Annotated in this window: 7 protein-coding genes; 5 read left to right on the top strand and 2 right to left on the bottom strand. The window is 51.9% G+C overall.

Annotated features, from left to right (window positions below; genetic code table 11):
* Positions 1 to 42: 42 nt before the first annotated feature.
* From ilvD to HYT76_02835, 5 genes are all read left to right on the top strand, one after another.
* Complete coding sequence (gene ilvD, locus HYT76_02815) at positions 43 to 1764, top strand: dihydroxy-acid dehydratase (GenBank protein ID MBI2082477.1); 1722 nt, start codon at positions 43 to 45, stop codon at positions 1762 to 1764.
* A 38-nt stretch (positions 1765 to 1802) separates the two neighbouring features.
* Positions 1803 to 3086 carry a hypothetical protein gene (locus HYT76_02820; protein MBI2082478.1) on the top strand — a complete coding sequence of 428 codons (1284 nt, stop codon included), beginning with the start codon at positions 1803 to 1805 and terminating at the stop codon, positions 3084 to 3086.
* 179 nt (positions 3087 to 3265) lie between these two features.
* Positions 3266 to 5749, top strand: coding sequence for a DUF4215 domain-containing protein (locus HYT76_02825; protein ID MBI2082479.1), 2484 nt, complete (start codon positions 3266 to 3268; stop codon positions 5747 to 5749).
* Positions 5746 to 8442, top strand: coding sequence for a DUF4215 domain-containing protein (locus HYT76_02830; GenBank protein ID MBI2082480.1), 2697 nt, complete (start codon positions 5746 to 5748; stop codon positions 8440 to 8442). The genes HYT76_02825 and HYT76_02830 overlap by 4 nt, the downstream gene beginning before the upstream one ends.
* Before the next feature lie 19 nt (positions 8443 to 8461).
* Positions 8462 to 10603: a DUF4215 domain-containing protein gene (locus HYT76_02835; GenBank protein ID MBI2082481.1), complete on the top strand. Its 2142-nt coding sequence runs from the start codon at positions 8462 to 8464 to the stop codon at positions 10601 to 10603.
* Here HYT76_02835 and HYT76_02840 read toward each other — a convergent pair.
* Positions 10592 to 11761: a hypothetical protein gene (locus HYT76_02840; GenBank protein MBI2082482.1), complete on the bottom strand. Its 1170-nt coding sequence runs from the start codon at positions 11759 to 11761 to the stop codon at positions 10592 to 10594. The genes HYT76_02835 and HYT76_02840 overlap by 12 nt on opposite strands.
* 31 nt (positions 11762 to 11792) lie before the next feature.
* A complete protein-coding gene (gene phoU, locus HYT76_02845; GenBank protein ID MBI2082483.1) occupies positions 11793 to 12464 on the bottom strand; it encodes a phosphate signaling complex protein PhoU in 672 nt (223 codons plus the stop codon).
* Between the last annotated feature and the right edge of the window lie 11 nt (positions 12465 to 12475).

Here is a 12475-nt window from a genome sequence, read left to right on the forward strand (position 1 = left end):
GGTTGAGGAGGATGACAGGACTCTTGATTTCTTGAGGGGGCGATGCTTAAGAGAATAAACATGTTCCTCAACAAATATAGTTCTCGCATCACGCAAGATCGCGAACAGCCCGCCTCACAGGCGATGCTGTATGGGATCGGACTCACGAAGGAAGATCTCACGAAGCCTTTTGTCGGGATTGCGAGCACCTGGTACGAGGGGAACACCTGCAACATGCACCTCCTCGATCTGGCGCAACTGGCAAAGAAGGGGTGTCAGGAGGCCGGTCTCGTCGGATTGATCTTTGGGGCGATCGGGGTCAGCGACGGAATCTCGATGGGGACCGACGGGATGAATTACTCGCTGCAGTCCCGCGAGATCATCGCCGATTCGATCGAGACGGTCATGGCGGCGCATTGGTATGATGCCAACATCTCCGTAGTCGGTTGTGACAAGAATATGCCTGGCTCAGTGATCGCAATGGGACGGCTGAATCGTCCCAGCATCATGGTCTACGGCGGGACGATCCGTCCCGGTCATTGGCAGGGGAAGACACTGGATATCGTCTCTTCCTTTGAGGGATTGGGCCAGTTTCTGGCGGGCAAGATTCAGGAAGCTGAGCTGGATTGTATTTTGCAAAATTCCTGTCCGGGGGCCGGTGCCTGTGGCGGGATGTACACAGCGAACACGATGGCCTCCGCGATCGAGGCGCTCGGGATGAGTCTGCCTTACAGTTCCTCTTATCCGGCGGTCAGTGAGGAAAAAAGATCAGAGTGTTTGAAGGTTGGATCAGCGATCCGGAATCTCTTGGAAAAAGAGATGACTCCGAAAAAGATCATGACAAAGAGGGCGTTTGAAAATGCGATGACGATCGTGATGGCGCTCGGGGGGTCGACCAATGCGGTCCTCCACCTGATCGCAATGGCGAAGTCAGTCGGTGTGAAATTGATACTCGATGATTTTCAGCGGATCAGTGATCGAACCCCTTTTCTTGCCGATCTAAAGCCGTCCGGAAAATATGTGATGGAGGACCTTTGCGAGGCAGGAGGTGTTCCTGCTGTCATGAAGCTCTTGCTCAAAGAAGGCTACCTTCATGGGGAATGTCTGACGGTGACCGGCAAGACCTTGGCAGAGAATCTCGAACCTCTCCCCGGTCTGAAAGAGGGGCAAAAAACTATCTTTCCGTTAACGAATCCGATCAAAAAATCTGGTCACATCCAGATCCTCTATGGAAATCTTGCGCCAAAAGGGGCGGTCGCGAAGATTACCGGAAAAGAAGGGACCTCATTTACAGGGAAGGCGAAGGTCTTCAACAGTGAAGAGGCGGCGATCAAGGCGCTCGAAAAAAAGAGGATCAAAAAGGGGGATGTTATTGTGATCCGATACGAAGGTCCGAAGGGGGGTCCCGGGATGAGTGAGATGCTCAAGGTGACGGCGGTTGTGATGGGGGCCGGGCTCGGGAAGGATGTTGCGTTGATCACCGACGGCCGATTTTCGGGCGGGACGCATGGGTTTGTGGTCGGTCATATCACACCCGAGGCCCAGGAAGGTGGGGCGATCGCGCTGATTGAAAATGGGGATGAAATCACGATCGATGCGGTAAAAAGAAAATTGACCCTGAATCTCCCTGCAAAAGAGATCAAGATGCGGCTCAAAAAATGGAAGGCCCCACCCCTCAAGGCGACGCAAGGGACCCTTTACAAGTACATCCGGAATGTTTCCTCCGCCTCCGAAGGGGCCGTGACGGACGGACCCTCAGGGGGGAGGATTCAACATTATGTTTGACAAACATCATGTTTATTTGACAGCATCTTGTCCAAACCGTGTTTTGGAATCGCAAACAGGAACTTCTTCAAATCAGAAAACAGAGGGGGAAGCCCTCGCTTGGTTATGTGACTGGTCGGCGTCGCGTGGGAAAAACCGCTCTTCTGGTCAAGGCATGTGAAGAGTATAACGGGCTGTATCATCAGGCGGTTGAGGGAGCGCCGTCGCAGCAGCTCCTTCATCTCTCAGAGGAGATAGGACAAAAGCTCCCTCTTTTTCGAGAAATTATTCCAAAAAACTGGAATGAATTTTTTTCCCTTCTTTCCAGAGAAAAACTTCCTCCCTTGATCGTTTTTGACGAGTTTCCATATTGGGTTCAAGGGGACGACACGTTACCGAGCCTTCTCCAGAAGTGGGTTGACCATGAGCTCCCCAAGAAGAAAACCTGCCTCTTTATTTCCGGATCATCCCAATCAATGTTTTTTTCGCAGTTTTTACGTCACGAGGTCCCACTTTATGGTCGTGTCCAAATCCATCTACCTCTCGAGCCGATGGGTTATTCCTGGTTTTGCAAGGCGCTGAGGCATCGTGTGGGAGATCCAGGCTCCTTTCTACGTTTTTCCCTTGTTGGTGGCATCCCGCATTACTGGAAATTGATGTCAGAGGGAGATCCGATCAAACAGGCGGATTCTCTTTATTTTGCTCCAGGCGCCCTTCTCTCGGATGAGCCGAGCCAGATGTTGCGGGATGAAGGGATTAACGGGTCTGTTCCAAAAGCAATTTTGGATCTTGTGGGACGCGGGGTCTCAAAACCGAGCGAGTTAGCCTCTCGTCTGGGAATCCCGCAAGGAAACCTCTCACGTCCATTAGCCCTTCTTTTAGAGCTCTCTTTCCTTAAAAGAGAACTCCCCTTCGGAGAGTCTCTTCGAACGACCAAAAAGCTTCTTTACCGGATCGAAGATCCTGTTCTTTCATTTTACTATGGTATCTTTCTGCCCTTCCGGAGCCGGTGGCCTATGATGAAAAGGGAAGAGAAGATGGGCTTGTTGAAACAGCATGCCGCCCGGCAATGGGAGATTTTTTGCAGGCGTTGCTATCCGGGATCGGGTCGCTATTGGGAAAAAGGAGCAGAAATTGACCTTGTTGCCCCTCAAGTTCAGAACAGTTATCTGATTGCAGAGTGCAAGTGGACAGCGCTGAAGTTCCAAATGGAGAAGAAACTTCTCCGTGAGTTAGAGGAGAAATTTCGTCGGTCTTCCTTGGCCGAAAAAATGACAGGAAAGAAGATCATCTTCCGTGTTTTTTCGCAGAAAGACTTGGCATTTTTGGCGTCAAACCGGTAAGAATTTCAAACGACCCAATTTGGTCCAAATCCTCTCAAAATGATAATTTTATCGTTTTGATAATTGGCACGACCCTTGGTGTTTCTTGAAGTAGCTTATTTTATTAGGAAATTTTAAAATCTCCTTGCTCTTTGGTTTGGCACGGGGATTGCTCAGATAACATACTTGGGAGGATAGTTATGCTAGAGGGTTGCTCACTGAAGATAATCCTGATCACATCATTTCTTGTCTTTGGCCAGATGATGCTAAACGGTGAGGCACAGGCGGCGCCAGATCCAAGACTGAGCGGTGGCAGTGGATCTCCCGCGTCTGTTTTTGTGGGTGCGGGTATAGACTCCGGTGTCTTTGTCCAAAACACCGGTGATGCAGAGACGACCGGTCTTACCCTCCAATTTAACTATTCATTGAATGTCAATTCTCCCACGACGAGCGCATCAGGTGTTATCTGTTCTAACTCATCGCCAAACCAGGTGACCTGCACCATGAGTGGCTCGATGTTGGCTGGAGGGAGCAGATTTGTCACGATAAGGGTTGTGACTGCGCAGAGGGGAAGTCTTGGTTGTAATGTTGTTCTTAACACCACGGGGGAGGACTCAGATCCGACAAACAATACCCGAACCATTCCGGATTTAGAGGTCCGTGAATGGGGTCTTGAAACCGTCTTTGGTCTGGATCCGCTTGAAGAGGGGGACCCCAATGCCGCCATCGGGGAGTTTGCTCAGATCGCCCTCGGCCTGAACGAACTTCCGCTCGTCTCCTCCTATCTGGATGTCGAGAGGAATCTGATTTTTTTCAGGCGAGACGGTTCTGGTTGGGATAATGAAATGGTCATCCAGACTAATAACGTTGGCCGGAACAGCCGGTTTGCCGCTTCCACGACGGCGGCGGGCGAAAGTCGTTTCCATTTCATTTTTACGCGCATGACGAGTGAAGGCGAGAATCCATTGCGATATGTCCAGACTGATCTCAACGGTCAGCCGTCAGTGACCTACGATCTTCCCCAGGCTCAAAATAATAACTTCAGGGATCTGGTGTTGGACGCGTCCGGATCCCCGAACATCAGTTATCCGAGAGGAGGCGCGGCAGGTATTGACTGTTTTGACACCAGTGCCGCAGCGACAACCTCGGTGACGACAGCAAACCTGCTGATCCACTCGTGGTACAACGGCACCGCCTGGAGATGCGCGCGTGTCACGACCGGCCCTATTTCCGGACCCAACGCCTTAGCGATTGCCAGTGATGGGAGGGGTCATTCGGCCTATATTTTCGAGAACTCTGAAGGTGACACCGCCCTTGGCTACCGTCGCTCAGCAGCTCCAACAGCAGAAGGTGTGATCCTCTGGCGAGCAGGAGCAGGAAGCTTTTCTAGGAATCGCGTTTTAGGAGGTGATCCAGCCCCAACAGCTGTTCAGCTTTCAATTGCGACAGATGGCTCAAATCGAGCCCACATCTGTCTCTATGATCCAGTCGGGAAGCAACTCCTTTATTTTCTCCCTGCAGTGGCCGATGGTGCACTTCCAGCGGGAGCGACAGTGGATGGCACCGCCTCATCGACAGACGCAACAGATGTCGGTCAATTCTGTGATATTACCGTACGTGGCGATCTGATTCATATCAGCTATTACGATGCCGAGAATAAGGCCCTGAAATATGCCTGGAAAACCCTTTCAGGACTGGCTTGGAGCAAAACGATTGTTGATGACGCTGTAGACCCCGCCGATGTCGGTCAATACCCATCGATTGCGGTTGATTCGAAGGGGTTTGTCCATATCGGCTATTATGACGCCACCAATCAAGATCTGAAATATGCGGTTACCGCAGGGTGTGGCAGCTGGAGGGTCGACTCGGCTGAAACCTGTGACGATGGCAATACCACCACCGGGGATGGGTGTAGCGCCACTTGCCAGACAGAAGCAGGAGGTGGCGGCGGTGTGTGCAACAACAACGGCACCTGCGATGCTGGTGAAACAAATGCGACGTGCCCAGCCGATTGTCCTCTGTCTGCCGTTTGTCCGAACGGGGTTTGTGAGAGTGGTGAGAACAATGCGAACTGTGCGGCCGATTGTCCGACCTCGTGCGGGAATGGGGCCTGCGATCCCGGTGAAACGAATGCGACGTGCCCAGCCGATTGTCCTCTGCTTGCCGTTTGCCCTAATGGGGTTTGTGAGACGGGTGAGGACAGTACAAGTTGTGTCGCTGACTGCCCGACCTCTTGCGGGAATGGCGCCTGCGATAATAGTGAGACCAATGCGACTTGCGCCCGAGACTGCCCACCGCCAGTTTGTGACAATGATGGAACCTGTGAGGCTGGGGAAAACAACCAGAATTGTGCCCAGGATTGCCCGGCCGGCCCTGTTTGTGGCAACAATCAGAAAGAGGGGGACGAGCAGTGCGACGACGGGAATATGAATTCAGGGGATGGTTGCAGCGCGACCTGTCGGACGGAGGGGGGAGGAGGTCCCGTTTGTGGGAATGGCAGCAAAGAGAGTGGTGAAGAGTGTGATGATGGTAACACGACGGCAGGAGATGGTTGCAGCGCAGCCTGTAGGAACGAGACGCTCCCACCGCCACCGACACCATCGCCGATTGTGTCGCCTCCAGGGACCGGAAAACCGGCACGAGGGGGATGTTCGCTCACTCATGATGGGAGGATAAATCGATGAAAAGAAAATCGCAGATAGCTTCGCTGCTTATTTTTCTCTTAATTTTCTTAGGGCCGATTCCTGTCCAAGCTGTCGTGGATCTTGTCATTAATTTTGACAATGTGAGCACAAGGTCGCTTCGAGTGGGAGAGATCGCGACGATTAATTATCGATTTACCAATACTCCTCCATCCTCATCAGAAACAGCAACAGCGGTTGGGGTTATTATCAGTTTTGATAAGCCCTTTGCCCTTATTTCTTCCCAATTTTCTTCACGATCTATAGGGGAGATCCCGAACCCCTGCAGGAGAGCATCCGACCAAAATGCACGGCAGCTGACTTGTTCTTTGCCCAGTCTCCCTTATAACGAAGTGGCATCTTTGCAGATTCAGTTTTCTCCATTAGAAAATGGTACTGCTCGTATGATTGGATTTATTGTTTCTTCGACACCTGCGGAGCCTGACACGGAAGAAGCACTTGGAAATAATCAGGCGGTTTCCCCAAGTATAACGGTTGATACAGCTCCCTCCACCGTCAATGATCAGTGGTCAATGAATACTGTCGATCAAACAGGGGATGTAGGACAATTCTCTTCCCTCGATCTTTTTGCCGGGACACCTTATATCTCTTATTACGACGCCACCAATAAATCTCTTAAATACACAGTCCTTTCTCCGTCGGATATGGGAGTATGGAACACCGTGACCGCCGTTTCTCCAGTCGATGCTACGCAAGATGTCGGTAAATTTTCCAGGATTGCCTTGGGGGTCGATGCGATGGGAGATCCCCTGATTCACCTTACGGGGCAATTGATCGATTCGGATGCCTCCGACCTTATTCGTTTTTGGTCCACAAACTCGGCGGGTACCACGAGGGTAAATATTGATGTCGACACAACAGTTAGTTTAAGTGCCATTGACGTTGCCCCTGATAATCGTGCGAGTGTTGTGTATAAGAATACAGGTGTTGTGGCAGATCCCTGCCCTAGGCCAGTAACAGTCGATGGAATCCTCTATCATAAGTGGTACAACCTCGATGGCACGGTGGGGTGTGCTAATATTACGACAGGGGTTGTCGCTGGGCCGATGTTTTTCAAGATCGATTCGGCAGGAGCCGCCCATATTGTTTACTCTTATACCTCAGGATCGAGGGCGTATATTCGCTATAGAAGATCAACCGCTCCTGCGCCAGGAGGTGCTTATTCTTGGACTGGCGATGGGACCGTTGCTTCACAATCTATCGAATTCCAAAATCGAAGTTCCTCCGAGTTCCCAGCTGGTGTTCCTGCTGATCAAATTTATCTTGGTTTAGATGTCCAAGGGAGTGGCAGCACAAGCCGTGCGCACATATGTGCCTATGACCCTTCCAGCAATAGACTTCTTTATTACTATTCCAATGGGACATCTTTAATTCCTGAACAAATTGATGGGACTTTTTCTGCCACAGACAGCAATGACATTGGGAGGTACTGCAGTATCACCGTAGATGAAGCTGGGGGGTTGGTTCACGTAGCTTACTACGATGACATAGCCAACACATTAAAGTACGCGCGGAAACTTTTTTCATGGTTGGCGGGATGGAGGATTTTTACTATCGATTCTTTATCGAGCGGTGATGTGGGGAGTTTTACTTCGCTTAAACAGGATCCTCTGGGGCTTCTCCATCTGAGCTATTATGATGCCACAAACGGCGACTTGAAGTATGCCACCAATATTCGTTGTGGCAACTTTCTTACCGAGACCGGGGAGCAATGTGACGACGGGAACACTACCGCTGGTGATGGGTGCAGTGCGACCTGTCAGACAGAAGGGGGAGGCGGTGGGGCGTGCAACAACAACGGTACCTGCGATGCTGGTGAAACAAATGCGACGTGCTCAGCGGATTGTCCAGCCATCTGCGGAAACGGCATGATCGATATAGGCGAGCAGTGTGATGATGGTGGTGTCGTCGCTGGTGATGGCTGTAACAACAATTGTCAAAATGAATGTGGCAATGGCACGTGTGATGCGTGGGAAAATCGGGCTTCCTGTCCTGCGGATTGCCCCATTAGTTGTGGTGACAGGATCTGCGAAGGCAGTGAGACCAATTTAACCTGTGCGGCCGATTGCCTAGACTCTTGTGGGAATAGAACGTGCGATACGGGCGAAACAAGTGTGACTTGTCCCGCTGACTGTCCTGTTGTTTGCGGTAACGGAAACTGTGAAACGGGTGAAAGTAACGCCTCTTGTGCCGCTGATTGTCCCACCTCTTGTGGAAACAACGTCTGTGATTCTGGTGAGACAGCCTCAACCTGTCTACGTGATTGCGCGGCGGTTTGTGGAAACCGAATCCAGGAGGGAACCGAGCAGTGCGACGATGGGAATACCACTTCAGGAGATAACTGCAGCGCCACCTGCCAGACAGAGGCGGCCGGGGGGGCTGTTTGCGGCAACAATCAGAAAGAAGGGGACGAGCAGTGTGACGACGGGAATATGAACTCCGGAGATGGTTGTAGTGCGACCTGCCGGACGGAGGGAGGAGTGGGGGCCGTTTGTGGGAATGGGAGCAAAGAGGGTGGTGAAGAGTGTGATGATGGTAACACGACGGCGGGAGATGGTTGCAGCGCAGCCTGTAGGAACGAGACGCCTCCTCCGCCACCGACACCGACGACGGTTGTGCCGCGGACCGGACGACCGACGCGAGGAGGATGTACGCTGATTCCGGAGGTTTTTTGAATGGGGCTAAGGGAGTTTCATGAAGAGAAGGTTTCAAAAGAAGTATGCCTTGTTGGTTTTGCTGCTCGTGATTGTCGCCACTCCTCTTCAAGTTGAGGAGATCTGGGCCCAGGCAGCAGGTAGTGGATCAACCCAATGGACGATTGAGACGATCCAGAGTTCTGTTTCAGGGCTGAATAGCCTCACCCTCTTCGCAGTTCCAGATGGATCGAGTGTTTCGCCATCAGTTGCCTTTACCCAGAATGGGACCTTCTTGCGATTTTCACCGCGTCGTTCAGGGAGTTGGACAACCGAAAGCCTTTTGACGGGGGTCAGCTTTTCTGCGCTTCAAGACCTTTCCCTGATTTCATCGAGTACCGGTGTTATGTATCTCGGGTTCTACTTCGACATTTCAACCGATTCGAACTTTCCCTCTCTCGGGTCTATAACACGAAATCGTTTTTCAGGTTCCTGGCCTTCTTCCTCCTCGGTAATTGCTGGCGGCAAGACCTACCAGGCGGGTCTTCACGAAGTCTTTTCGTTTGATCAGAATAACAGCGCCCCATGTGTCGCCTATCGTCGGATTACCGCCGATGCCTCGAGTGCGGACCGTCTTTATTTTACCTGTTACAGCACAGGGCTTGGTGACTGGGTCAACCCGGCCCCGACAGCGATTTCTACCGGTGCGATTGCGAGTCATATCGCCTTTGGAATGGGGCCCAGAAGCAGCATCGCACACTTTGCCTACACGCAGGCAACAGGAGGGACTTATTACCTGAGATATCTGAACAGGAGCTCAGCAGGGACGTTCGGTATCGTTGCCTCAACAGAGATCGGTCCTACAGCAACGGTGCCTGATAATTTTTACAAGGACCTGTTTGTGGACTCTGATGGGAGGGCCCATATCTTTTATTATGATCCGAACGGGGGTGATCTGAAATATGCCGCGCAGGAAGAAGTGACTGATACAAGTTTAACAATTCGCTCGGTTATTGACAATGGAGGGACTGCAGATGTTGGCCAGTTTGTTTCTGCGGCACTCTGCCCCAATGGTTCGGCGCACCTTGCCTATTATGATGCGTCAAATCGGGTCTTGAAATATGCCCGTTGCATTTCCCCCACATGCAATGGAGAAACCGGCTGGCAAGTCAGTTTTGTCGATCCAGTGACGCCAGCTCCTGCCACGATCAATAGAGGTCAGTACGCCCAGATCACCTGCGATTCGAACAATATTGTCCATATCGCCTACTACGATGATGATCCTGTCACCTCTTTTGCAAAGGCGGTGAAATATGCGACGCCACGGATCTGTGGGAATAGTCTGATTGAGACGGGGGAAACGTGTGATGATAATGATGCGAACGACAATAATAATTGTACCAATAGCTGCCAGACAGCCAGGTGCGGGGATCGTATTTTATGGAATCAGGGAACCGGCACGGAGACCTGTGAAGACGGGAATAACACCTCTGGAGACGGTTGTAGTTCGACCTGTTCTTCTGAAATACCATCTCCCGTCTGCGGCAACAATATCCTTGAAGTTAATGAGGGGTGTGACGACGGGAACAGGACAACGGAGACCTGTGTTTACGGACAGCTCTCTTGTACCATCTGTTCGGCCAATTGTCAGAATGCTGCTGGCGCGATCTCACTCTGCGGTGATGGGGTTCTGAATGCAGCAGCCGGTGAAACCTGTGACGATGGCAACACCATCAATGGGGATCGTTGCAGCTCCTCATGCCTTGTTGAACCGCCTACCTGCGGAGACACGACCTGCGATCCGGCGGAAGCCTGCGCCAACTGTTCCGCAGATTGTGGCGCTTGCCCGACAATTTGCGGGAACAATGTTTTGGAAGCGGGAGAAGAATGCGATGATGGGAACATAAGAAGTGGTGATGGATGTACGGAACGGTGTGCCAATGAGCGCCCGGCCATCTGTGGGAATAATCTGAAAGAAGAGGGTGAGGCGTGTGATGACGGTAACCTGAATTCAGGAGACGGTTGTAGTGCTTCCTGTCAGATAGAAATGCCACCTCCCCTTCCGATAACTCCACCCTCGCCAATATCCCCCGATCCCAATGTTGGGGCAACGACCGGGGATGCCAGCACGGGTAACGTGACACCCGACCAAAGTCGTCGCGGGATTCTCAAGGCAAAGGGCGGCTGTGCGCTAGAAAAATAGCTGCAACTGCGCCCTTATCCGCTGATCGTTTTGATTCTGGTTAAATCCCGGGGCACCACCGGTCGTGATAATGTTGTTTGGTCCACCGGTCCCTGCGGTACCGCCGGCGCCGAGTGTCAGGGGGCTATTCCAGAGGATGCTGTAGTCGGTCCCAAGTTTCAGGTTGTGACCACGGAAGTAATAATTAAGTCCAGCGGTTGATTCGTAACCGTTTGTGACGCCGGCAGCGGCAGGGATCACACCGGCGAACCGACCGGCCACCTCAAATTTCTTTGGTATCAAGAAATAACCGGCCTGTCCCATGAAGCCATACGTATTCGCATCGGTTGTCGTGTTTCTCATGTAGTGCCATTCCCCGATAAACGAGGCACCCAGGTAGCGGTAGGCGATGTCTGCGGTATTGGTGATCAGTGACTGGTCTGCAGCCGGGGCGTTGCCGACTTTGTTATAGCTCGACGCAAGTCCCAAGGCCAATTGGACCTCCTCGGAATGATCGACATCGCTCATTGTATAACCATGGTCTCCTGAGATATTGAACAATATCCGTCCGCCGAGTAGGAGCTCGTTGTTGTTGTTTGTGACGTTTCGATTGTTCCCCTCGTTCATCGCGAAGAGCGCATACTCCAGTTTTTTATCCGGAAGATTTCCGAACAGGGTTAGCCCGATATCCCGTTCATAACTGAAGACTTCGTTGGCGAGGGAAAGATCGACGAGCTGATGTCTCCATGAGGCGGTCAGTTCCTCACGATTGTAAGGGGTCTTGAACTGGCCGGCCCGGATCGCAAACCACTCTTGAAGGTGGAATTCGATGAAGGCATCGCGCAGATTGGGCCCGCCCTGAATGCTCGCCTCTGAGGCGATTGTGGGCCGACCGGCGACCGGTTCGAATTCGATCTTGTATTTGAAATCCTCTGAAAAGAGATGCCCCGAAAAACCGATCCGCGTCCGGCGTGATTGAAAACCGTTTGTCTTCCCCTGTCCCTCGATCGCAACGAACTGGTACTGCGGCTGGATCTGCAGGTTTGCCTTCAGTTCGAACTGGTCATCGTCGGTTCGGAAGAAGAGGCCGTTTTTGTAGCCGGATTCGAGGGTTTCTGCGGAATGAATCAAACAGAAAAAAGCGACGAGGGAGAAGGAAAGGATTTTAAAAGTTTTCATGTGACTCCTTTCTCAGGACGGTTAAGGGGTGTCAAGGTTTTCTGCCATGACGGATATCTCTGCCTTGCACCATGAAGATCACCTCTTCCGCGATGTTGGTGGCATGATCGGCGATCCGCTCGAGCTGCTTTGAGATCCAGATCAGATGCATCCCGCGCAGGACTGCGGCGGAATCTTTTTGCATCATTGTGATCAACTCTTGAAAGACCTTGCGGTTCAGGTCATCCACTTCGTCGTCAAGCTCACAGATGCGCTCCGCTCGTTTTGCGTCCCGATTCACAAAGGATTCGAGAACGCTTCTGACCATCTGCTGGACCTTTTGTCCCATGAGTGGGAGGTCAATGTACGGCTTGAGTTGCGGCTCCCGGTTCAGCTCCATCGATTGCTCCGCGATATTCACGGCCAGATCGCCGATCCTCTCCAGATCCTTGCTGATCTTGAGCCCGATTGTGATGAAACGGAGATCCGAGGCAGTTGGTTGACGTAACGCAAGCAACTGGAGACAGCGGTCATCAATCTCCATCTCCAGTTGATTGACCGTCCCCTCCTGAATCGTTACCTCGCCTGCCAGACGACTGTCCCTTTCGATCAGAGATTTCATCGATCGCGCGATCATCTCCTCGATAATCGCACCCATCTTGAGGATCGCGTCTTTCAGATTTTTCAATTCTTGCTCATAATGTTTGTCGGTATGTTCAGTCATAGATCCCCTCC

Source organism: Deltaproteobacteria bacterium, assembly GCA_016180845.1.
In the GTDB taxonomy this organism is placed as follows: domain Bacteria; phylum UBA10199; class UBA10199; order JACPAL01; family JACPAL01; genus JACPAK01.

Coding starts and splice junctions, on each gene's coding strand:
- ilvD (MBI2082477.1), top strand. CDS start 43: ATGCTTAAGAGAATAAACATGTTCCTCAACAAATATAGTTCTCGCATC.
- HYT76_02825 (MBI2082479.1), top strand. CDS start 3,266: ATGCTAGAGGGTTGCTCACTGAAGATAATCCTGATCACATCATTTCTT.
- HYT76_02830 (MBI2082480.1), top strand. CDS start 5,746: ATGAAAAGAAAATCGCAGATAGCTTCGCTGCTTATTTTTCTCTTAATT.
- HYT76_02835 (MBI2082481.1), top strand. CDS start 8,462: ATGAAGAGAAGGTTTCAAAAGAAGTATGCCTTGTTGGTTTTGCTGCTC.
- HYT76_02840 (MBI2082482.1), bottom strand. CDS start 11,761: ATGAAAACTTTTAAAATCCTTTCCTTCTCCCTCGTCGCTTTTTTCTGT.
- phoU (MBI2082483.1), bottom strand. CDS start 12,464: ATGACTGAACATACCGACAAACATTATGAGCAAGAATTGAAAAATCTG.